Annotated in this window: 16 protein-coding genes, 2 rRNA genes and 1 pseudogene (1 of these 19 running past the window's edge); 11 read left to right on the top strand and 8 right to left on the bottom strand. The window is 55.3% G+C overall.

The genetic code is table 11. From position 1 onward, the window contains the following. The 3 genes from WE862_RS03760 to tcdA all read left to right on the top strand — a co-directional run. A 23S ribosomal RNA gene (locus WE862_RS03760) occupies positions 1-825 on the top strand; it begins 2064 nt to the left of the window's first position. Positions 826-907: 82 nt separating this feature from the next. Beyond that, positions 908-1022, top strand: a 5S ribosomal RNA gene (rrf, locus tag WE862_RS03755). Between the two features lie 194 nt (positions 1023-1216). Next, entirely contained in the window at positions 1217-2053 is an 837-nt protein-coding gene (tcdA, locus tag WE862_RS03750; RefSeq protein ID WP_042029618.1) for a tRNA cyclic N6-threonylcarbamoyladenosine(37) synthase TcdA, read from the top strand. 21 nt (positions 2054-2074) lie between these two features. Here tcdA and WE862_RS03745 read toward each other — a convergent pair whose 3' ends face one another. Together WE862_RS03745 and WE862_RS03740 are read right to left on the bottom strand one after the other, a co-directional pair. Next, positions 2075-2509, bottom strand: a complete 435-nt coding sequence (locus tag WE862_RS03745; protein ID WP_042029601.1) for a SufE family protein — start codon at positions 2507-2509, stop codon at positions 2075-2077. Between the two features lie 13 nt (positions 2510-2522). Continuing rightward, the gene (locus tag WE862_RS03740) at positions 2523-3743 is read right to left on the bottom strand and encodes a cysteine desulfurase (RefSeq protein ID WP_042029600.1); all 1221 of its coding nucleotides are present in this window, start codon (positions 3741-3743) and stop codon (positions 2523-2525) included. Positions 3744-3924: 181 nt separating this feature from the next. Here WE862_RS03740 and rep point away from each other — a divergent pair, with 181 nt between their 5' ends. Continuing rightward, on the top strand, positions 3925-5937 hold the full coding sequence (rep, locus tag WE862_RS03735; protein ID WP_042029598.1) for a DNA helicase Rep: 2013 nt from the start codon (positions 3925-3927) through the stop codon (positions 5935-5937). Positions 5938-5939: 2 nt separating this feature from the next. On the opposite strand, the gene WE862_RS03730 is transcribed toward rep, so the two are convergent. The 5 genes from WE862_RS03730 to WE862_RS03710 form a co-directional block, all read right to left on the bottom strand. After that, positions 5940-8216, bottom strand: coding sequence for a putative bifunctional diguanylate cyclase/phosphodiesterase (locus WE862_RS03730; RefSeq protein WP_042029595.1), 2277 nt, complete (start codon positions 8214-8216; stop codon positions 5940-5942). Positions 8217-8306: 90 nt separating this feature from the next. Then, positions 8307-8762, bottom strand: a complete 456-nt coding sequence (locus WE862_RS03725) for a c-type cytochrome (RefSeq protein WP_042029593.1) — start codon at positions 8760-8762, stop codon at positions 8307-8309. A 196-nt stretch (positions 8763-8958) separates the two neighbouring features. Further along, a complete protein-coding gene (gene tdh / locus WE862_RS03720) occupies positions 8959-9987 on the bottom strand; it encodes an L-threonine 3-dehydrogenase (protein ID WP_042029592.1) in 1029 nt (342 codons plus the stop codon). Positions 9988-10047: 60 nt separating this feature from the next. Continuing rightward, positions 10048-11238 carry a glycine C-acetyltransferase gene (locus tag WE862_RS03715; RefSeq protein WP_042029591.1) on the bottom strand — a complete coding sequence of 397 codons (1191 nt, stop codon included), beginning with the start codon at positions 11236-11238 and terminating at the stop codon, positions 10048-10050. A gap of 115 nt (positions 11239-11353) precedes the next feature. Further along, a complete protein-coding gene (locus tag WE862_RS03710) occupies positions 11354-11998 on the bottom strand; it encodes a TetR/AcrR family transcriptional regulator (protein WP_042029590.1) in 645 nt (214 codons plus the stop codon). A gap of 157 nt (positions 11999-12155) precedes the next feature. On the opposite strand from WE862_RS03710, the gene rfaD reads away from it, so the two are divergent. The 4 genes and pseudogenes from rfaD to WE862_RS03690 all read left to right on the top strand — a co-directional run bounded on the left by rfaD (position 12156) and on the right by WE862_RS03690 (position 16993). Continuing rightward, entirely contained in the window at positions 12156-13109 is a 954-nt protein-coding gene (gene rfaD, locus WE862_RS03705; protein ID WP_042029589.1) for an ADP-glyceromanno-heptose 6-epimerase, read from the top strand. A 108-nt stretch (positions 13110-13217) separates the two neighbouring features. Then, positions 13218-14977, top strand: a pseudogene (locus WE862_RS03700) (polysaccharide deacetylase family protein). A gap of 13 nt (positions 14978-14990) precedes the next feature. Beyond that, positions 14991-16235: an O-antigen ligase family protein gene (locus WE862_RS03695; RefSeq protein WP_225628305.1), complete on the top strand. Its 1245-nt coding sequence runs from the start codon at positions 14991-14993 to the stop codon at positions 16233-16235. Then, on the top strand, positions 16235-16993 hold the full coding sequence (locus tag WE862_RS03690) for a glycosyltransferase family 25 protein (RefSeq protein WP_082035406.1): 759 nt from the start codon (positions 16235-16237) through the stop codon (positions 16991-16993). Before WE862_RS03695 ends, WE862_RS03690 begins: the two co-directional genes overlap by 1 nt. A gap of 45 nt (positions 16994-17038) precedes the next feature. On the opposite strand, the gene WE862_RS03685 is transcribed toward WE862_RS03690, so the two are convergent. Beyond that, a complete protein-coding gene (locus WE862_RS03685; protein WP_042029584.1) occupies positions 17039-18100 on the bottom strand; it encodes a glycosyltransferase in 1062 nt (353 codons plus the stop codon). A gap of 236 nt (positions 18101-18336) precedes the next feature. On the opposite strand from WE862_RS03685, the gene WE862_RS03680 reads away from it, so the two are divergent. The 3 genes from WE862_RS03680 (at position 18337) to WE862_RS03670 (ending at position 21244) form a co-directional block, all read left to right on the top strand. After that, a complete protein-coding gene (locus WE862_RS03680) occupies positions 18337-19548 on the top strand; it encodes a 3-deoxy-D-manno-octulosonic acid transferase (protein ID WP_082035407.1) in 1212 nt (403 codons plus the stop codon). Positions 19549-19746: 198 nt separating this feature from the next. After that, a complete protein-coding gene (locus WE862_RS03675; protein WP_042029582.1) occupies positions 19747-20568 on the top strand; it encodes an AraC family transcriptional regulator in 822 nt (273 codons plus the stop codon). Positions 20569-20608: 40 nt separating this feature from the next. After that, positions 20609-21244 carry a LysE family translocator gene (locus WE862_RS03670; protein WP_042029581.1) on the top strand — a complete coding sequence of 212 codons (636 nt, stop codon included), beginning with the start codon at positions 20609-20611 and terminating at the stop codon, positions 21242-21244. The last annotated feature ends 191 nt before the right edge of the window (positions 21245-21435 follow it).

The following is a 21435-nucleotide window of genomic DNA, read 5'->3' as shown; positions in this document are numbered from 1 at the left end:
CAGCTTGGCACTGAACATTGAACCTACATGTGTAGGATAGGTGGGAGGCTTTGAAGGCGTGACGCCAGTTGCGCTGGAGCCGTCCTTGAAATACCACCCTTGTATGTTTGATGTTCTAACGCAGGGCCCTGAATCGGGCTCGCGGACAGTGCCTGGTGGGTAGTTTGACTGGGGCGGTCTCCTCCCAAAGAGTAACGGAGGAGCACGAAGGTTGGCTAATCCTGGTCGGACATCAGGAGGTTAGTGCAATGGCATAAGCCAGCTTAACTGCGAGACGGACAGGTCGAGCAGGTACGAAAGTAGGTCATAGTGATCCGGTGGTTCTGAATGGAAGGGCCATCGCTCAACGGATAAAAGGTACTCCGGGGATAACAGGCTGATACCGCCCAAGAGTTCATATCGACGGCGGTGTTTGGCACCTCGATGTCGGCTCATCACATCCTGGGGCTGAAGTCGGTCCCAAGGGTATGGCTGTTCGCCATTTAAAGTGGTACGCGAGCTGGGTTCAGAACGTCGTGAGACAGTTCGGTCCCTATCTGCCGTGGGCGTTGGATGATTGAAGGGAGTTGCTCCTAGTACGAGAGGACCGGAGTGAACGAACCTCTGGTGTTCGGGTTGTCACGCCAGTGGCACTGCCCGGTAGCTAAGTTCGGAATCGATAACCGCTGAAAGCATCTAAGCGGGAAGCGAGCCCTGAGATGAGTCATCCCTGACCCCTTGAGGGTCCTAAAGGGCCGTTGGAGACCACAACGTTGATAGGTGGGGTGTGTAAGCGCGGCGACGTGTTGAGCTAACCCATACTAATTACCCGTGAGGCTTAACCATACAACACCCAAGAAGTGTTCTAAGGCTTGTAGCAAATACGAACGAATTACTTACGTCAGCTTTCTCAGATTGAAGATTTTTGCCTGGCGGCAATAGCGCCGTGGAACCACCTGATCCCATGCCGAACTCAGAAGTGAAACGCGGTAGCGCCGATGGTAGTGTGGCATTCGCCATGCGAGAGTAGGACACTGCCAGGCACCCAATACAAGAAACCCCGCTCATCGAGCGGGGTTTTTTATTGCCTGAAAATCAGCAAGTCGCCTGATAATTGACCGTTCATTCTCTCTTCTCTGCCGTTTTCTCTGTTTTCTCTCCCCGATTTTCTCCGGTTATGCCATCGCCGCTGGCTCTGGTTGCCGCTATAATGGCCGCCCTCAAGCAAGGTGGTGGTATGAAAGAAGAGTATCTACAGCGATTTGGGGGCATTGCCCGTCTTTATGGTCAGAACGCCTTGCGTTCCTTTAGCCAGGCCAAGGTTTGTGTGGTGGGGATCGGTGGCGTAGGCTCCTGGGCGGCCGAGGCGCTGGCTCGGGCCGGTATCAACCAGATCACCCTGATCGACATGGACGATATCTGCATCACCAACACCAATCGCCAGATCCACGCCATGCAGGGTACGGTTGGTCGCCTCAAGACCGAGGTGATGGCCGAGCGTATTCGCGCCATCAACCCCGATTGCGAAGTGATCGAGGTGGATGATTTCGTCACCGCCGATAATCTGGCCGAGCATATCAAGCGGGAGTTTGACTATGTGGTGGATGCCATCGACTCGGTCAAGGCCAAGGTGGCGCTGATTGCCTTCTGCAAGCGCAACAAAATCCCGGTGATCGTCGCGGGTGGTGCCGGCGGGCAGATGGATCCGACCCAGATCACTGTGGCGGATCTGGCCAAGACCATTCAAGATCCGCTCGCTGCCAAGGTGCGCTCCGACCTGCGTCGCTTGCACAACTTCAGCAAGAATCCGGCGCGCAAATTCGGGGTGGAGTGTGTCTTCTCAACCGAGCAGCTGAGCTATCCGGATGGCAATGGTGGCACTTGTCAGGCCAAGGCAGCCAGCGATGGCACCATGAAGATGGATTGCGCCTCCGGCTTTGGTGCTGTGACGCCGGTGACGGCAACCTTTGGGCTGGTTGCCGCGTCCCGGGTATTGAAGAAGATTGCCGAGCGGGGTGCCCGCGCCGAGAAAGAGGCTGGGAATGAAGAAGTAGGGTCGATTGGCGAAGCCTAATCGACCTCTGTACAAGGCGGGTTAGACTGCCTGCTCCCGGATCGCCAGCACGATCGCTCTGAGCCCGTTACCTCGTGACGGGCTCAAGTGTTTCTCAAGTCCCAGTGCGGTGAAATAGCCTTCCATATCAAATGCCTGGATCGCCGCAGACGATTGGTGGTTGAGCGCTGCCAGCACGATGACGATAAGGCCACGCACGATGCGAGCATCGGAATCACAGGCAAAGTGCCAGCAGCCATCCTCGCTTTGTTCTCCCTTCAACCAGGCCTGGCTTTCACACCCCTTGAGGCGAAACGCCTCCTGCTGCCATTCGCCGGGTAGCACCGGCAACAGCTTGCCGAGCTGGATGATGAGCCGGTACTGGTTCTCCCAGCCGTGAGCGGCGGCAAACTGCTGGCGGATGGTGTCGGCGTTGGGGTCAATGCCAATCTGGGTATAGCTTGCGAGGTCACTCATTCGGTTGTCTGCCTTAGAAGAAGTCACTGAGTTTGTGCAGGGCGGCCAGCAGGGCGTCGATATCGTCCCGATTGTTGTAGCAGGCCAGCGAGGCGCGAATGGTGCCGCCGATCCCGAGCGACTCCATCAGCGGCATGGCGCAGTGATGGCCGACTCGCAGGGCGATCCCCTGCATATCGAGCAGGGTGGCGGCATCTTGCGGGTGGATATCCTCCAGCAAGAAAGAGACCGCACCGGCGCGTTGGCTGGGTTCGCCGATCAGACGCAGCCCCGGCACCTGCCGCAGGCCGGCGATCAGACAGTCGGTCAGCGCCTGTTCGTGGCTGGCGAGCCATCGCCGGTCTTGCGCCATCACAAAGTCGATGGCGGCGGCGAGGCCGATAGCGCCAGCAATATGGGGGGTGCCCGCCTCGAATTTGAAGGGCAGGGCATTGAAGGTGGTGCCGCTGAAACTGACGCGATCGATCATCTCACCACCGGCTTGCCAGGGCGGCATCCGTTCCAATAGCTCGGTGCGGCCCCACAACACGCCGATGCCGGTCGGGCCATAGAGCTTGTGACCGGAGAAGGCGTAGAAGTCGCAACCGATGGCCTGCACATCGACGTCGAGATGAGCCACCGCCTGGGCGCCGTCGATCAGCGTCACGGCCCCCACTGCTTTGGCTGCTGCTACTATCCGGTCGACCGGATTGACGGTACCGAGGGCATTGGAGACGTGGGCCACGCTCACCAGCCGGGTGCGTGGCCCCAGCATGGCGTGATAGGCGGCCAGATCGAGGTCGCCCCCTTCATCTAGCGGGATGACCCGGATGACTGCGCCGGTGCGCTGGGCGACCAGTTGCCACGGGACGATATTGGCGTGGTGCTCCAGGGTGCTGAGGATGATTTCGTCTCCTGCCTTGAGCTCGCTCATTCCCCAGCTCTGGGCCACCAGATTGATCGCTTCCGTGGTGCCGCGGGTCCAGATAACTTCGTGGCTGCGGGGCGCATTGATAAAGCGGGCGACCGTCTCGCGGGCAGCCTCAAAGGCGCGGGTCGCGCGGCCACTCAGGGCGTGGGCGGCGCGGTGCACGTTGGCATTGTCTGCCCGATAGTAGTGAGCGATGGCATCCAGTACCGCTTGCGGTTTCTGGGTGGTGGCGGCGTTGTCCAGATAGACCAGAGGGTGGCCGTTTACCACCTGCGCCAAGGCCGGAAACTGGCTGCGCAGTTGGTCATGCTGTTGCTGGTTCATGCTCCCCTCATCATCCGGAAAAAGTCATCATCTCGAAAGGTCGGCCATGATCCTGAAAATAGCGCTCGAACACAAGGCGCGATAAGCCCGATTGGCGGTTGCCTGCCGTGCAGCAGGTACGGCTCGTCGGGTGATTTCTGGTACAATGCCGCCCCTCATCATAAGCCAAGAGATCCGGCCCATGAAGCTCAACCCCAATCAGAACGAAGCGGTCAAGTATGTTTCCGGCCCTTGCCTGGTGCTGGCGGGTGCCGGATCGGGCAAGACCCGCGTCATCACCAACAAGATTGCCTATCTGGTGCAGCAGTGCGGCTACAACGCGCGCAACATCGCCGCAGTTACCTTTACCAACAAGGCGGCACGGGAGATGAAGGAGCGGGTTGGCCAGACTTTGGGCCGCAAGGAAGCGCGGGGGCTGATGGTCTCCACCTTCCATACTCTGGGGCTCGAGATCATCCGCCGAGAGCACAAGAGCCTGAATCTCAAGGCCAACTTCTCCCTGTTCGACGATACCGATCAGCTGGCTCTGCTGAAAGAATTGACTGAAGACGAGCTCGACAACGACAAGGACAAGCTCTCGGCCCTCATAACCCAGATCTCCAACTGGAAAAACGACCTGATTCTGCCAGCCCGCGCGATGCGCATTGCCCGCGGGCCGGAAGAGGTGCTGATGGCCCAGCTCTACGAGCGTTATCACCGCCAGATGGTGGCCTATAACGCGCTGGATTTTGACGATCTCATCGTGATGCCAACCCTGCTGCTCAAGAGCAATCAGGAGGTGCGCGAGCGCTGGCAGAACAAGATCCGCTACCTGCTGGTCGACGAGTATCAGGACACCAACACCAGCCAGTACGAGCTGGTGAAGCAGATCGTCGGCGAGCGGGCCCGCTTTACCGTGGTGGGGGACGATGACCAGTCCATCTACTCCTGGCGAGGTGCCAAGCCGCAGAATCTGGTGCTGCTGAATGAAGACTTTCCGAACTTGCGGCTCATCAAGCTGGAGCAGAACTACCGCTCCAAGGGGCGCATCCTCAAGTGCGCCAACATCCTGATCGCCAACAACCCCCATGTGTTCGACAAGGCGCTCTTCTCCGAGCTCGATTACGGGGTGCCGGTCAAGGTGCTGTTTGCCAAGAATGAGGAGCACGAGGCGGAGCGCATCGCCGCGGAAATGATGGGCCACAAGTTCATGAATCGCACCCGGTTCAAGGATTACGCCATCCTCTATCGAGGCAACCATCAGTCGCGCATCTTCGAGAAGGCGCTGATGACCAACCGGATTCCTTACCGTATCTCCGGCGGCACCTCGTTTTTCTCCCGCACCGAGATCAAGGACATCATGGCCTACCTCAAGTTGCTGGTGAATCCGGACGAGGACACTGCCTTCCTGCGGGTGGTCAACTTGCCGCGCCGCGAGATTGGTCCCACCACGCTGGAGAAGCTGGGCCAATACGCCAACCAGCGCGGCAAAAGTCTGTTTGCCGCCAGCTTCGAGCTGGGGCTGGAGCAGCACCTCTCCGGGCGGGGCCTCGTGGCCCTGCAGGCATTCACCAACTGGTTGGTACGCCTTGGCGATGAGGCGCTGCGCGGCAATCCGGTGGAGGCGGTGCGGGACATGATCAAGGAGATCCACTACGAAGAGTGGCTCTACGAGACCTCGCCCAGCCCGAAAGCAGCCGAGATGCGGATGCAGAACGTCTCTACCCTCTATCGCTGGATCACCGAGATGCTGGAGGGGGATGAGCTGGAGGAGTCGATGACGCTGGCACAGGTGGTTACTCGCCTCACTCTGCGCGACATGATGGAGCGCAACGAGGGGGAGGACGACGCGGATCAGGTGCAGTTGATGACGTTGCATGCCTCCAAGGGGTTGGAGTTCCCCTATGTCTACATGGTGGGGATGGAGGAGGGCTTGCTGCCCCACCAGACCAGCATTGATGAGGACAATGTGGAGGAGGAGCGGCGTCTCGCCTATGTGGGCATCACCCGGGCCCAGACCGAGCTGACCTTTACCCTTTGCAAGGAGCGGCGTCAGTACGGCGAGTCTGTGCGTCCGGAGCCGAGCCGCTTCCTGCTGGAGTTGCCACAGGATGATCTGGAGTGGGAAAACCAGAAGAAGGTGACGGCCGAGGAGCGCCAGCAGAAGGGGCAGATGGCGGTGGCCAATCTGCGCGCCATGTTCAAGAAGGATTGACCCTAAAGGCTGGCCGGGGTGAGCAGCGGTACTATGTCTGTGCCCGGCATGGGCGGTGAGATATAACGGCCCTGTCCCATCCGGCAGCCAATATCGATCAGTTTCTGCAATTGCTGCTGGTTCTCGATGCCTTCCACCACCAGGGTGTAATCCAGATCCTGACAGATGTCGCGCATGGCGCGGATTAGCGCGAGGTCTTTGGGGGACTGCAACATGCGCTGGGTAAAGCTGTCATCCACCTTGATGTAGTCCACCGGGAAGTGGAACAGGGCGTTGAGAGAGGAGAATCCTGTCCCAAAATCGTCGAGGCTGATCTGGATGCCCTTGGCGCGCAGCTCGTGCAGCGAGGCCAGCGCATCGGAATCCTGCCGTGACAGCTCCCGCTCGTTAAATTCAAATATCAGGTAGCTGGGGGAGACCCCCTCCTCTTCCAGAATGGTTATCAGCCGCATGATATGGTCGTGGTTGACCAGATGCTTGCCGGAGAGATTTATCGCTACCTTGAACTTGCTCTGTCCCGACAGTGGCAACCAGTTTTTCAGCTGCTGGCAGGTGTGGCGCAGGATCTGGTAATCCAGCTCGAGAATAAGGCCGCACTGTTCCGCCAGCGGGATGAAATCAAAGGCATCTTTCAGCACACCTTCTTCCGTCAGCCAGCGAGCCATCACCTCAAGGCCGGTCAGCCGGCTGTCCTGCAGCCGGATCACTGGCTGGAAGTAGGGGACGATACGCCCTTCGCGCAGGGCTCTGGCCAGCATCTCTTCCGGCGAGTTCCAGTTCTGGCTTATGCAATCCTCCGAGTAGCTGACGATGCGGCTACGGCCATTGCGCTTGGCCTGATACATGGCGAGATCGGCCTGATGAAGCAACTGGCTGATGTCCGTTGTTTGTTCGGATGCGATAGAGACGCCCAGGCTGACGGTGATGCTCAGCTCGTTGCCGAGCAGCCTGAAAGGGTAGGAGAGCCGGCTGATGATCCGGTTCAAAACCGGGCTGATGTCGTCATCGTTCTTGCTGCTGTCCAGATAGATGACGAACTCGTCCCCTCCCAGCCTTGCCACCAAATCATTTTGCCGAATGCAGGTTTGCAGGCGGCGGCTTATCTCCTTGAGCAACTGATCCCCGGCGCTGTGGCCCAGGGTATCGTTGATCTGCTTGAAGTGATCCACATCGATAAAAATCACGGCAAACCCGGGCGATTTGTAGCGGTTGTAGTGGGTCATGGCGTGGTTGAGGTGATTCATCAGCAAAGCCCGGTTGGGCAGCTGGGTTAGCGGGTCGTGCAGGGCGTCAAATTGCAGCCTGCGTTCCAGCTCCTGATGCTGTTTGAGCTGCTTTTGTAATCTGAGGTTGGTCTGGCGCAGCTGCTGGAGGCGCTGGTTGATGGAGTCTTCGGTATTGATGTCGTTGAGCTGCTGGCGGATCCGCTTCAACTCAAGCAGCAGGGTCAGCTGGCCGCGCAAAAAGTCGAGGAAGAGTTTGTCATCTGTCTCCAACGGGGTGGATGTGCTGATGATAAAGTGGGCGAAATACTGTTGTTGCAGGCGCAGCGGCATGCTGTGCCAGAACAGCGACTCTTTGCTGACCTCGATATTGCTGGTGCTATGACACAAGCCGCTGATGAACTCATCACTCTGATGGGGGGTCGCCGGGTAGACCTTTTCCAGCTTGTGAGTATTGAGCCTGACCAGCAGCATGTCCTCAATAGCCAGCATCTGGCGCAGCACAGCTTCCAGCTGAGAGAAGAGGGCCTGACCGGGAAGGGTATTGGCCAGTCGCATGATGCGGCTGATGCTCTCGATTTTCTTCTGCCAGTTGGGGTCTTTACGGATCAGTGGAGAGGGGGGCTCTGCCAGATGGGAGCCTGCCTGGGTTTCGGTCAGCCGTTTGGCCAGACATTCGAGCAGCAGGCGCAGGGTCGGGAGATCTGTTGGTGTGCTGCGTGCCAGCAACCACTGTACCTGACCATGTTCGATGGGAAAAACGCACCAGCCATCGGCCTCATCCAGCTGGGTCAGTTGATCGGTGATCCGGGACTGCTCCCGTCCCAGCTGCTGTTTGAACGAGTCACTGATCTTGTGGGCATAGACCCAGTTCAACCCGGTATCGGAGAGGCCCAGCATGCCAAAGTGTTGCAGGGGGCAGAGTTGGTCAATCTGCTGGATCAGGGCGTCGTAGTTATCGGTCGTTGCTGTGTGCGGCGCGGGAAAGTCCATAATGGCCGAGACCAACGCCAGCAGAGGAGTTGAATAGTGGGATTCGATGGATTGGGACGACATGAGATGAGCAACTCCCGAGTATGTCTACCATACAAGAGTAGCTGGAAGGCGATAGATTGAAAGGGCCGCATATGCGGCCCTTTCAAATACTTAGAGCTTGTCGATCATGTAGTGGATGGCGTTCTCAATCTCTTCGTCACTACAAGTTGCGCAGGTGCCGCGTGGAGGCATCATGCCGGATTTGCCGGTAAAGCCACCGATGGCATGCTTCTTGAGCGTTTCAATGCCCTGGGCGATACGGGGCTCCCAAGCCGCTTTGTCGCCACGTTTGGGCGCGCCGGCTGCACCGGTGTCGTGACAGGCGAAGCAGGCGCCCTTGAACACGGTTTCGCCATCGCGCGGGCCGGAAGAAGCGGCTGCCGCAGGCGCTGCGCCCGCACCGGCAATACCTTCCAGATCCTTGGCGGTATAGACCTGACCGACCGGTTTGATCCGCTCGGCAATGGCATCCGGTGACATATTGTCAGCAGCAAATACTGCTCCGGACAGGCTGACAGCGGTCATACCGACAGCCAGCAGATAGCTCAGTTTTTTCAGCACGCTCATATACTCCCAGCACTCTCTTATTATCCCTGTGAACCGGACGGATTATAACCGAATAGTTACAGCCATTTAAACGCTTGTGTGTGAAGTGTTAAACACTCTGCAAGCAAACTTTTGGCCCGTATCACGCTGTCTGACGCTGTGCTTCTGAAAAAGAAACCCGGCTGATGCCGGGTTTTAACAAGTTAAGGGTAACAGGTTAGTTATCCCAGCTCAGAATCACCTTGCCGGAGTGGCCGGAGCGCATGGCATCAAAGCCTTGCTGGAACTCGTCGATGTGGAAGCGGTGGGTGATGATGGGGGAGAGATCCAGTCCGGACTGGATCAGACTGGCCATTTTGTACCAGGTCTCGAACATCTCGCGGCCATAGATACCCTTGATAAACAGCCCCTTGAAGATCACCTTGTTCCAGTCGATGGCCATGGTCGAGGGTGGAATACCTAGCATGGCTATCTTGCCGCCATGGTTCATCTTGTCGAGCATCTCCTGGAAGGCGCTCGGCACGCCTGACATCTCCAGCCCCACGTCAAACCCTTCCGTCATCCCCAGCTCGTTCATTACGTCGGCGAGCTTCTCCTTGCCGATGTTGACGGTACGGGTGGCGCCCATCTTGCGGGCCAGTTCCAGCCGGTATTCGTTGACGTCGGTGATCACCACGTGGCGGGCACCAACATGACGGCAGACGGCGGCAGCCATGATGCCGATGGGGCCAGCGCCGGTGATGAGTACATCTTCACCCACCAGATCGAAGGAGAGGGCGGTGTGCACCGCATTGCCAAACGGGTCGAAAATGGCGGCCAGCTCATCCGGGATATTGTCCGGCAGCTTGAAGGCATTGAAGGCGGGGATCACCAGATATTCGGCGAAGGCGCCGGGGCGGTTGACGCCCACTCCCGTGGTATTGCGGCAGAGGTGGGTACGGCCTGCGCGGCAGTTGCGGCAGTGGCCGCAGGTGATGTGGCCTTCACCGGAGACGCGATCGCCGATGGCGAAGCCGCGCACCTCCTGGCCGATAGCGACGACTTCGCCGACATATTCGTGGCCTACCACCATGGGGACCGGAATGGTTTTCTGTGACCACTCATCCCAGTTGTAGATATGGATGTCGGTACCGCAGATGGCGGTTTTGCGAATTTTGATCAGCAGGTCGTTGTGGCCCAGCTCCGGTGTGGGAACGTCGGTCATCCAGATGCCGATCTCGGGCTTGAGTTTGGACAGGGCTTTCATGGCGGATCCTTTGCTATGAATGCGGAAAGAAGGGAGGGGCACAGGGCCCCTCGATACAAATCAGATGATGGCGAGCTCGCGGCCAATGCGGATGAAGGCATCGATCGCCTTGTCCAGCTGCTCGCGGGTGTGGGCGGCGGACATCTGGGTACGAATGCGCGCCTGACCTTTCGGCACTACCGGGAAGGAGAAACCTACCACGTAGATACCGGCCGCCAGCATGCGGCTGGCCATCTCGGCAGCCAGCTTGGCATCGCCCAGCATCACCGGAATGATGGCGTGATCGGCCCCAGCCAGGGTAAAGCCGGCAGCACTCATGCGCTCGCGGAAATAGCGGCTGTTCTCCTGCAGGCGGGCGCGCAGGTCGTGACCTTCGGCCAACATGTCGATCACCTTGATGGTGGCTGCAACGATGGAGGGGGCCAGCGAGTTGGAGAAGAGGTAGGGGCGGGAGCGCTGGCGCAGCCAGTCGATCACCTCTTTCTTGCCGGAGGTATAACCGCCGGAGGCGCCACCGAGTGCCTTGCCCAGAGTGCCGGTGATGATATCGACCCGATCCATTACACCGCAATATTCGTGGGTGCCGCGACCGTTTTCACCGATAAAGCCGACGGCGTGGGAGTCATCCACCATTACCAGCGCATCGTATTTGTCGGCCAGATCGCAGATGGATTTGAGGTCGGCGATAACGCCATCCATGGAGAATACGCCATCAGTGGCGATCAGCTTGAAGCGGGCGCCATCGGCGTCAGCCTGTTTCAGCTGGGCTTCCAGCTCTGCCATGTCGTTGTTGGCGTAGCGATAGCGTTTGGCCTTGCACAGGCGCACACCATCGATGATGGAGGCGTGGTTGAGTGCATCGGAGATGATGGCGTCTTCGGCGCCGAACAGGGTCTCGAACAGACCGCCGTTGGCATCGAAGCAGGAGGAGTAGAGGATGGTGTCTTCGGTGCCCAGGAAGGCAGACATCTTCTGCTCCAGCTCCTTGTGCTGATCCTGGGTGCCACAGATAAAGCGCACCGAGGCCATGCCGAAGCCGTGGCTGTCGAGGCCCTGATGGGCCGCGGCGATCAGATCCGGGTGATTGGCCAATCCCAGATAGTTGTTGGCACAGAAGTTCAGTACCTGCTCCCCACCCACGGCGATGCTTGCCTGCTGGGCGGAGGTGATGATGCGTTCCTGCTTGTACAACCCTTCAGCTTGCACCTGATGCAGTTGCTCGGTCAGGTGACGATAGAATCCGTTAGACATCCTCGATCCTTATTGGCTATTTCAGCTGAGTATCAACAGAGGGCCACATTTTACTTCAGTTTGTTGCGGTTAATTCAAATTATTGTTCTGCAATTAAACAATTGTGAAACAGATCTCACCCAGCTGGTTGGGCTAGTTGGCGGTAGTGTTGCTCCAGCTGCTGGATCTGTTCGGCGACTTGCGGTTGTACGTAGGGGCGAAGCAGAAACAGCACCTTTAGTACTCCCTGATAGAGCAGTGGCTTGGTGATGCGGGTATTGGGGGCCTGGGCAATCTGGAACGGGATCCAGCAGGTGACCACCATCTTGATGGTTTGGCCGAGATCCGGCAGATCGGCATCGGTAACATCTATGATGCCCCCTTCGCGCAGGCTCTTGAGCAGGGTCACGACCGAGGATCTCATCTGCTCCTGCGCCTTGAGGTATTTCTGCTGCAGTGGCTCGTCCCGACTCAGGATGTCCGGCAGGTTGGCGTAGAAGAAGCGGAACTGCCACATCAGATAGAAGATGGCATCCAGATAACCCATCAAATCCTGCAGGGTGATTTCACGGTTGCGGGTCGGGATGAAGCTTTCGCTCAGGTGGCGGGCATATTGATCGAAGATGGAGTGGATGATGTCCTCTTTATTACGGAAGTGGTAATAGAGGTTGCCCGGACTGATGCCCATGTGCGCCGCAATATGGTTGGTGGTGATGTTGCGCTCACCCTGATCGTTAAACAGCTCGGTGGCGCTGTGAATGATCCTGTCTCTGGTCTTCATCACTCATTCCTCCAACGGGTTCCGTCCGGGACAAATGGAACAAGGTCGAATCCCCAGACTGCCCGTGATAAACTTTTCGGCAATTTCAAATTGGCTCACTATACACAGCTTTAACAAGCAGTCACATGTAGCCATCAACGTACGAGAGGCAAACTCCATGATCGTAGTAACTGGCGGTGCTGGCTTTATCGGCAGCAATCTGGTCAAGCAGCTGAACGCTCAAGGACGGACCGATATCGTGGTCATTGATGACCTGACCGACGGCACCAAGTTCGTCAATCTGGTCGATCTGACCATCGCTGACTACATGGACAAAGACGAGTTCCAGGCGCGTATCGTCTCCGGCGACGAATTCGAAGAGTGGGACGGCATTGAGGTTATCTTCCACGAAGGTGCCTGCTCGGCGACGACCGAGTGGAACGGCAAGTTCATCATGGAGGTCAACTACGAGTACTCCAAGGACCTGTTCCACTACTGCATCGAGCGTGAAATTCCGTTCATTTATGCCTCTTCTGCCGCCACCTACGGCGGTCGCAACGACAACTTCATCGAAGATCCCAAGTTCGAACAGCCGCTCAACGTCTATGGCTACTCCAAGCAGCTGTTCGACCAGTACGTGCGCCGCTGGATGCCGGAGATCAACTCACAGGTCGTTGGCCTCAAGTACTTCAACGTCTACGGCCCGCGCGAGCAGCATAAAGGCTCCATGGCATCCGTTGCCTTCCACCTCAATACCCAGGTGAAGAAGGGCGAGAATCCCAAGCTGTTCGAAGGTTGCGACGGTTTCCCCAACGGTGGCCAGATGCGTGACTTCATCTATATCGACGACGTCTGCAAGGTAAACCTCTGGTTCTGGCAGAACCCGCAGCACTCCGGCATCTTCAACTGTGGTACCGGCCGCGCCGAGCCGTTCCAGAACGTGGCAGAAGCGGTGATCAAACATCATCAGAAGGGTTCTATCGAATACATCCCCTTCCCGGATCACCTCAAGGGCCGCTACCAGAGCTTTACCCAGGCCGACATGACCAAGCTGCGCAACGCAGGTTATGACGCCGAGTTCAAGACTGTGGCTGAAGGGGTTGCAGATTACATGGCATGGCTCAACCGCTAACGGGTGAGCTTTACACTGCCTATGTAGACAAGCCGGAAGCAGGCTCTACCTGTTTCCGGCTCTGTTGTTTGTCACTGTTTTTCTCAGTTTCTACCAGGTAACCACGCAATGAACATATTGATGGCTCTCTCTCAGCTCGAAGTGACGGGCGCCGAGGTTTATGCCACCACGGTCGGCAACGAACTGACCCGGCGTGGTCACAACGTCTTTTATGTGTCGGATACGCTGACCAAGCCGACCCTTGGTCCCGTCTTCAAGCTTCGATTCAACAAGCGCAGTATCCTGCGCCGTTTCTGGCACGTCTTTTACCTCATCTATCTCATCAAGAAGCACCATATCCAGTTGGTGCATGCTCACTCCCGCGCCTCAGGCTGGAGCAGCTATGTTGCCTGCAAACTGACCGGCACCCCCATGATCACTACGGTACATGGTCGTCAGCCGGTACATGCATCCCGCAAAGCCTTCCATGCCCTTGGATTCAGGGCTGTCGCCGTTTGCGAGGATATCGCCCGGCAGATCATCGACAACCTTGGTGTAGATCCCGCTATCGTGCAGGTGCTGCGCAACGGTATCGAGACCGACAAGTTCCAGCCCGTGCCGACGCCGGATAATGACAAGCCAGTGATCGCCATCATTGGCCGTTTGAGTGGCCCCAAAGGGGAGCTGTGCTACCGCCTGCTCGACGAAGTACTCGATCTGGATGCCTGCAAGGTACGGATTGTGAGCGGTACCCGCGTGCCCGAGCGTTTTGCCCGTTTTCAGGAGCGTGCCGAGTTTGTCGGTTATGTCGATGATGTGCCAGCTCTGCTGGCGGGTTGCGACCTGGTAATTGGTGCCGGTCGGGTAGCCATGGAAGCGCTGCTCTGCGGTCGGCCCGCCTTCGCCATCGGCGAAGCCAAGGCAATTGGTCTGGTGACCGAACAGAATCTGGATGAAGCGCTGGCCAGCAACTTCGGCGATATTGGCTCAAGGATCTGGCTATCGATTTTGCTGCGCTGAAGGGCGAAATCAAATCCGCCCTGGCCAGCAAGGTGGTGCCGGAAGCCATTCGCCAGCGGATTCAGGACGAGTACGGCTTGCAGGGGGTAGTATCCGGCCTCGAAACCATCTATCAGGATGCTGTGGTTGAAACCCTGCGCCGCGAGATGCCGGTCATCATGTACCACCGCTTTATCGAACACGAAAGTGAGAAAGGGGTTCACGGCACCTGGATGCCGATCACCATGTTCGAGAAGCACCTGCGCCTGATGAAGTGGCTCGGCTACGAGACCCTGACTTTCCGCGATCTGGCGGACAAAGGCTTTATCCACCGTCTGCAATACGGCAAGAAGTACCTGATGATCACTGCCGATGACGGTTATCAGGACAATCTGACCCGCATGCTGCCGCTGCTGGAAAAATATGGTTACAAAGCAGTGGTGTACGTGGTGACTGGCGAAGGCTATAACCGTTGGGATGTGGAGCATCCGACCAATCCCGATACGTCTGTTTCCCTGATGAATGGTGAGCAGATCAAGGCGTTGGCGGCGAGTGGCCATGTGGAGATTGGCGGTCACACCCTGACCCATCCTCGCCTGAGCAAGCTCTCGCCAGAGCAACAAGCCCATGAAATTCAGGAAAACAAACGCCAGCTTGAGGCCTTGCTTGGCCAGCCGCTGCTCTCGTTTGCCTATCCTTACGGAGACATCAACGAGAGTGCCAAGGAGCAGGCCATAGCCGCAGGGTATCGTTTTGCCGTTGCCACCAACAGTGGCCCCAAAGCGATGCACCAGGACCCCTACCAGATCCGCCGGATCGCCATCTTCCCCCGTACCGATGTGTTTGGACTGTGGCGCAAAATTCGCGGGAATTATGTGTTTAGAAAGTGAGATGCAGGAAATAATGATGGTTTTATTTAGTAAAGAGAAGTTCGTGCCTTTTATGGTGCAAGCATCTGCTTTTTTATTTGGTGCTCTGGCTCTTGCTGTCCCAAGTGGGTACTCGTATGGTCCAGCTTTGCTTGCGGTTGTAAGTCTTTTTGTCTTTTGGCGTAAAGATTACCTCTCTGCGATGGAGAAAGAACATAAAATAATTGCATCATTGCTTTTATCATATTTCGTTCTTTTTTTAATATCTGTTATTTTCGATGGTAGTTCATTTAGCCAATTAGATAGGCCAAGTCGGGCATTAATGGCTGCTCTAGTAATTCCTACACTTGCTAGACATAAAGTTAAGTTGGAAGTTTTGCTTTGTGGGTTCGCTTGTGGTGCGTTAATAGCAGCCTGTATCGCAATTTACGATAAATTCTATCTCGGATATGAGCGAGCATTCGAATTTTATTCAATACCTATACAGTCCGGAAACATTAGCATGTCTCTCGGTCTTTTTTGTTTATGTGGTTATTTTTGGTCTAGGGCGAATAAATTTTATAATTACTCTTTCTTTTATATGATTGGTGCAATATCTGGTCTGATTGGTAGTTTTTTGTCTGGTTCTAGGGGGGGGTGGATATTACTTCCAGTCGTTATTTTTTCGATATTAATGCTTTACAGAAATTTGATTGCGAGCAATGAAAGAAAAGGGTTGTTGTGTTTGCTTTTTATTATCATCGCCATGGTACTTGCGCCTCAAACTGGAATGTTGAAGAGATTTGATGCTGCGAAAACTGATATAGAACAATACGTAGATGGTACTAACTTGGATACATCTCTAGGTATTCGATTCCAGTTGTGGAGAAGTGCATGGGACTCTTTTAAGGAAAAACCATTTTTCGGATGGGGACAAGATGGTCTGCGTGAGTCACAAAAACAACAATTAAAAGAAAATAAAATCACTAATTTCATATATAACTTTAACTATCACGCCCATAACCAATATCTTGAAGAGATGGCAAAACGTGGAATTATAGGGTTATTAGTACTGATAGCCATGCTGTGTGTTCCGATCATCTTGGTGAAGAAAAGATTTTCTATTATGGCGCAAGAGTCTCTTGCATATAGTGGAGGTGTCCTCGTTATTGTCACTTGTTTGACAACAGCTGACTATCATCTTAGCCAAGCCTATTTTTCTCACAATTCAGGTATCTCGTTTTTTGTCTTCTCTTTAGTATTGGCGCTATCAGTTTCAATGGATGATGGGAATCATTAATGAATATATATGTTGTTAGTCTGGAACGTTCCAGTGAGCGTAGAGAGCGGATCACAAAGCATTTATCTGATTTAGGTATTGCATTTGAGTTTTTCTCTGCAGTGGATGGTCGTGTAGATAAAACTCCAGGATATGATGATAAACAAAGGATAAAAGAGAAGGGGCATTCACTAACTCTGGGTGAAAGAGGCTGTTTTTCAAGTCATAGAGCATTGTGGGAAAAGTGTGTTTTATTAAATGAGCCGATATTAATTTTAGAGGATGATGTAGATTTTTCTGATTCGTTTTTAAATTTTGTCAAAGAACTCGATGATATTTTATCACATTATAGTTATGTTCGATTAGGGCGAGGGCCACTAAAAAAGATGCCAATATTTGGCGCATATTATTTTATGCAACATCTTAGTGGAGTAGAAGGTTATTCACTCGTCAAGTATTTGAGAGGGCCGAGTTGCTGTCACGGATACGCGTTGTCCCCTGCTGCTACGGAAAAATTTCTAAATTATTCAGAGTCCTGGTGGTGGCCAGTGGATGACTATATGGATAGTGAACATATTCATGGAGTTTGTGACTATGGTATTGAGCCACCGATCGTATTGCAAACAGACTTACCATCTGAAATTGGATATTCTGAACGAGAAAATAAAGGAAAACGCTCTCTATTTTCGAGAGCGAGAAAGGAGGTATTTCGTTTTCGCGGCGATTTATTAAGCTATTTATTTAATCTTGTTATCTATATTAAAAATTCGCGGCGTTGATTGTTTTTTAACTAAAAATGGTGATTTTAATATAAATCACCATTTTTATAGAGCCATAAAAGTAGTGATTGTTTCTTTTTTAGAGAACGCTTTATATAAGTCGCCATTTATAATAGCACGGTAGTAATCCATATCAGAAATAGCCAAGGCTAGTTTATGAAGATCATCTAAAGGAACTAAATATTTTTCTATATCAGAGGTGATGATCTCCGCAGGCCCAGACGGACAATCCACGCTGATCACTGGCGTATGGCAGATGAGTGCTTCAATTAGTACTGTTGGCAGCCCTTCTGCATCTGATGTCAGGATAAGTGCTTGGGCGGCCTTTATATAGGGATAGGGATTCTTCTGAAAATTGATAATTTTCACCTTGCTGGCAAGGTTCATTTCTTCGATCATTGATTCTATTTTTGGACGTAGATCCCCTTTGCCCATCAGGACGAGTGGCGTGTCAACGCCGCTTAGCTGATATGCCTGCAAGAGACGATCGTGGCGTTTTCTCTCTTCGAAGGTGCCGACATGGATAAAGTACTTGTCGAATGGCTTGCTGAAAGGCTCATCGGCCAATGCCTGAATTTTATCGATATCAAACGGATTGTAGATAACCTGGCACGATTTAGGGGTGGCTTTTACATTTTTTAAAATATCATCAGCTATGCCACGAGATACGCATATTAATTTTTTTCCGTTATAAAAGCGTTTGAATTTTCCATAACCTTTTGCGTTGTCTTTGGCAAAGCCGGTGACATTTCCGTGGATCCAGTAATAAATGTTCAGTGTACCAGGTAGGTGTCTGGTAATTTTGTCACATGAGCATGATATAATTACGTCAGGCGAGATCTCTTTGACTTTTTTCAAGATAAGAGATGCTTGTATTTTTTCAACCGCAATATTGGATATGGCTTTAGTCAGTTTTGTGACAATGCCAAGATTAATCGGATAGATATTATCAGGCAGCGTATGATCTATTTTTTCCCGCAAGGTAAACAAGGTAACATCGGCACCGGCATCTTTTAGCAATGATGCGGTATTAAGCAGAACCTTTTCAGCACCACCACCATACAAGTCTTCAACAATAAATAGGAACTTTTTAACTGGTGGGGTCATAACTGCTCCGCAGGTCTCATAACTGACTGGTAAATCTACTAAAAATGTGAATCGTAAACGAGCAAAATCAGGTGGCAACTGTTAAAGTCGTTAGCAATTTTTTCAATAGGTGTGGATCAATGATTGGTCTTAGTGGGCGCTACCATAACGCATTATTCGCGGCCTGTATATTTGTCGGGCTGCTGATCTCCCTGATTTTCTTCCAGTTGCAACTCCTCACCGGCGATCAGACCCAGATGCTCTACAAGGGTTACCTAGGGGCTTATGAGGGGGTCTGGCTCAGCTATGGCAATGCCGCGAGTGCGGTGGGCAATGTGCCGGGCAGCTTGTCGGCCTGGCTGATTGGTGGGCCGCTGCTGCTGTGGGACTCTCCCTATGCACCCATGGCGCTGCTGCTGGCGATGCGGCTGGTCGGGTTCCTGCTGTTTGATGCGGTGATCCGTCAGGTGTTTGATGACCATGTATTGAATAGCAAGGTGCGCCTGCTGTTTCTGGTGCTCTGCTGGCTCAACCCCTGGTTCCAGTACGAGAGTCTGCTCTACAACCCCTCCTATCTGTTCCTCTTCTCGGCCATGCACTGCTGGTCTGCCTGGCATATGCGCGAGCGGGCCTCCTTCTGGCACATGATCGTCCACCTGCTGGCCATCGGCATGGCGATGCAGCTGCACTACTCCTGGCCGCTGCTGGCGGTGATGTCCACTTACCTCTTCTGGCGCCGCATCCTCAAGGTGAGCTGGAGCGGGGTGGTGGTGGCTGCCCTGTTGATCGGTGCCTCCCTGATCCCTTACGCGATGGAAGTGATGAGCAATAGCCACATCACCCAGAATGTCGATCCCGAGGCGCGTCAGCGCTATATCGGCTGGGGGCTGGTGCATGTCTATCCGGTGCTGAAATCGGTGCTCTACTGGCTTCGTTACGGCTCCTGGCTGTTTGCCAGCAAGCTGGTCAACGACACCCAGTTCATCTGGCTGGCAGGCCACGAATATCTGCAGATGGCAGCGATCTGGCTGTGGCGCATCGTGATTTACGGCGTGGGTTCCGCAACTGTGCTGCTGGCGGCCAAAGCCAACTGGCAGCTGTGGCGCGAACTCAAGCCGCGTCTGCTGCGCAGCGACCGTGCGCCAGTAGATGGCGAGAGCTGGCTCGGCCTCTATGCGCTGGCGGCGGTGCTGGCGGTGCTGGTGAGTGCGGCTCTGTCGCCCATCATCTTCAACTACTGGCACCTGATGCTGATCTTCCCCTACGCATTGTTCCCGATCCTGCTGCTGCTGGTGCGCTGGAGCCGTCGTTACCCGCAGTGGGTTGGCAAGGGGCTGCTGGCGGCCACCCTGTTCTGCACCGCGGTCAACCTGATTGCGGCGAGCGACAGCACCAAGTTCTCCTATCAGGCGGACTACAAGCTGCAGGTGCAGGAGTATCTGCAGGAGATGAAGTTGCAACCCAAGTAACGGGGTCGTGCGATCAGACGAAGGGAGGCGTGATGCCTCCCTTCGCTATTTACGGCACCAGTCAGGCGGGTTGCTGTTCGCCAGAGTAGCTGATGGATTGCGGGCTTGCCCCGGCAGACGTCGAGCCAGCTGCAACCGCGCGGCCGGAATGCAATAATCTACAAGCTCTCCAGCTTGCTTGCGGTGTATCTATAGCCCATGAGTACTACTGATTCCCTTATCCGCTACTGGCAATCCCCGCACCTGCCGGGGGTCGAGCTGTCACACTCCCATCATCGGGCGTTCAGCTATGGCCGCCATGTCCATCTCGACTACCATATCGGGCTGGTGCAGCGGGGTGGCCAGAAGTTTATCCACAAGGGAAACAGCCACACCCTGGTGCGCGGTGAGCTGTCGACCGTCAACCCGGACGAAGTGCACGACGGCCTCAGCCTGCTGCCGGAAGGGTACGAAGTGCGGGTCTTTGCCATCGATCCGCAGCAGCTCTCCCTCTGGCTGCCCGATCAGCCGGAGCCCTTCTTCGACAAGGGGTTGCAGAGCCGGCCCGACCTCTATCAGGGCTTTGCCCAGCTGCACAGCTACCTCGACAACCCGCAGGCCGATGGCCTGCTGATCGAGGGGCAGCTGCTCGCTTTGCTCGGGGAATTGCTGCAACTGGCGCCCGAAGTGCACCAGCTGGCCGATCCCCAACTGCGCTATCTGCGCGATTATCTGCTGGCCCGGCTCGACGAGCCTCACTCGCTGGAGGAGCTGGCGGGGCTGGTCGGTCTCGATCGCTTCGCCTTTCTGCGCCAGTTCAAGAAGCGCAGCGGCATGACGCCCTACGCCTGGCTCAAGCGACTGCGGCTGGAGCAGGGCAAGCGGCTGTTGGCTAGCGGCATGGCGGTAAGCGAGGTGGCGCTGGCGGTCGGTTTCTTCGACCAGAGCCACTTCCACCACGGTTTTCGTCAGGCTTTTGGCCTGACCCCCGCCGAATTTCGTGCCCAGATGCAATCTTTTACAAGCCGGACGCCCCTCTGATCCGCCATGCTGGCGGCATATCACTTTTTTGAGAGTTGCTATGCTGACCAGTCTTTTCTTAACCCTTGGCCTTATGCACCTGATTGGGCTGGCCAGCCCCGGCCCCGATTTTGCCCTGATCCTGCGCACCAGCCTGCACCGGCCGACCGCCCTTGGCGCGGCGCTTGGCATCTCGCTGGCTATCATGGTGCATGCCACCCTGAGCCTGACCGGCATCAGCATGCTGATCGCCAACAACCCCATGCTGTTTATGGTGATCAAGTGCGGTGGCGCCCTCTATCTGGGCTGGCTGGGCTGGGGCGCCCTGATGGCGGCTCGCCAGCAGAGCAGCGCCGTGATGCAGAGTGCTGCCAACGAACTGCGCGGTTGGGGCAAGGGCGTGCGCGCCGGTATCGCCACCAACCTGCTCAACCCCAAGGCGCTGGTGTTCTTTATCGGCATGCTGGCGGCCATGGTGTCACCAGAGGTGGATGGAGTGGCCCGCAGCCTGCTGGTGGTCGAGCTCTTTATCATCTCGGTCTGCTGGTTCGGCATGCTGGCGTGGAGCCTCTCCACCTCCCGCGCCCAGCAACTGCTGCAACGGGTGCAGCGGCCACTCAATCTGGTCACCGGCGTGTTGTTTGCGACGGTGAGCCTCTCCATTCTGGCCAGCATGGGCGTCGAGCTTATCGCCTGACAGAGAGGAGGTGGGGGATCCGTCCCCCATCTCCCAGCTCCGATTGTGGACATTTCCCCCATTTCCGTATGACAACTTGGATGGCGCCTGAACATTCGGTAGATGGCGCTTGTGAGAGAGGGGGGAAATAGGGTATTTCTCTGGGTGAATCGGAGGCAACCAGCACGGGATCGCCCGCCGTGTGGAGCAAA

It is taken from the genome of Aeromonas jandaei, assembly GCF_037890695.1.
Classification (GTDB): Bacteria; Pseudomonadota; Gammaproteobacteria; order Enterobacterales; family Aeromonadaceae; genus Aeromonas; species Aeromonas jandaei.
Note: the sequence above shows the minus strand (reverse complement) of the source record. Positions and strands in the feature narration are given on the sequence as shown.

What these genes read in the sequence shown, in the direction of transcription:
- tcdA (WP_042029618.1), top strand. Translation starts at nt 1,217, where the DNA reads ATGAAAGAAGAGTATCTACAGCGATTTGGGGGCATTGCCCGTCTTTAT.
- WE862_RS03710 (WP_042029590.1), bottom strand. Translation starts at nt 11,998, where the DNA reads ATGAAGACCAGAGACAGGATCATTCACAGCGCCACCGAGCTGTTTAAC.
- WE862_RS03680 (WP_082035407.1), top strand. Translation starts at nt 18,337, where the DNA reads ATGCTCTACAAGGGTTACCTAGGGGCTTATGAGGGGGTCTGGCTCAGC.
- tdh (WP_042029592.1), bottom strand. Translation starts at nt 9,987, where the DNA reads ATGAAAGCCCTGTCCAAACTCAAGCCCGAGATCGGCATCTGGATGACC.
- WE862_RS03725 (WP_042029593.1), bottom strand. Translation starts at nt 8,762, where the DNA reads ATGAGCGTGCTGAAAAAACTGAGCTATCTGCTGGCTGTCGGTATGACC.
- WE862_RS03730 (WP_042029595.1), bottom strand. Translation starts at nt 8,216, where the DNA reads ATGTCGTCCCAATCCATCGAATCCCACTATTCAACTCCTCTGCTGGCG.
- rfaD (WP_042029589.1), top strand. Translation starts at nt 12,156, where the DNA reads ATGATCGTAGTAACTGGCGGTGCTGGCTTTATCGGCAGCAATCTGGTC.
- WE862_RS03690 (WP_082035406.1), top strand. Translation starts at nt 16,235, where the DNA reads ATGAATATATATGTTGTTAGTCTGGAACGTTCCAGTGAGCGTAGAGAG.
- WE862_RS03685 (WP_042029584.1), bottom strand. Translation starts at nt 18,100, where the DNA reads ATGACCCCACCAGTTAAAAAGTTCCTATTTATTGTTGAAGACTTGTAT.
- WE862_RS03740 (WP_042029600.1), bottom strand. Translation starts at nt 3,743, where the DNA reads ATGAACCAGCAACAGCATGACCAACTGCGCAGCCAGTTTCCGGCCTTG.
- WE862_RS03715 (WP_042029591.1), bottom strand. Translation starts at nt 11,238, where the DNA reads ATGTCTAACGGATTCTATCGTCACCTGACCGAGCAACTGCATCAGGTG.
- WE862_RS03675 (WP_042029582.1), top strand. Translation starts at nt 19,747, where the DNA reads ATGAGTACTACTGATTCCCTTATCCGCTACTGGCAATCCCCGCACCTG.
- WE862_RS03745 (WP_042029601.1), bottom strand. Translation starts at nt 2,509, where the DNA reads ATGAGTGACCTCGCAAGCTATACCCAGATTGGCATTGACCCCAACGCC.
- WE862_RS03670 (WP_042029581.1), top strand. Translation starts at nt 20,609, where the DNA reads ATGCTGACCAGTCTTTTCTTAACCCTTGGCCTTATGCACCTGATTGGG.
- rep (WP_042029598.1), top strand. Translation starts at nt 3,925, where the DNA reads ATGAAGCTCAACCCCAATCAGAACGAAGCGGTCAAGTATGTTTCCGGC.
- WE862_RS03695 (WP_225628305.1), top strand. Translation starts at nt 14,991, where the DNA reads ATGATGGTTTTATTTAGTAAAGAGAAGTTCGTGCCTTTTATGGTGCAA.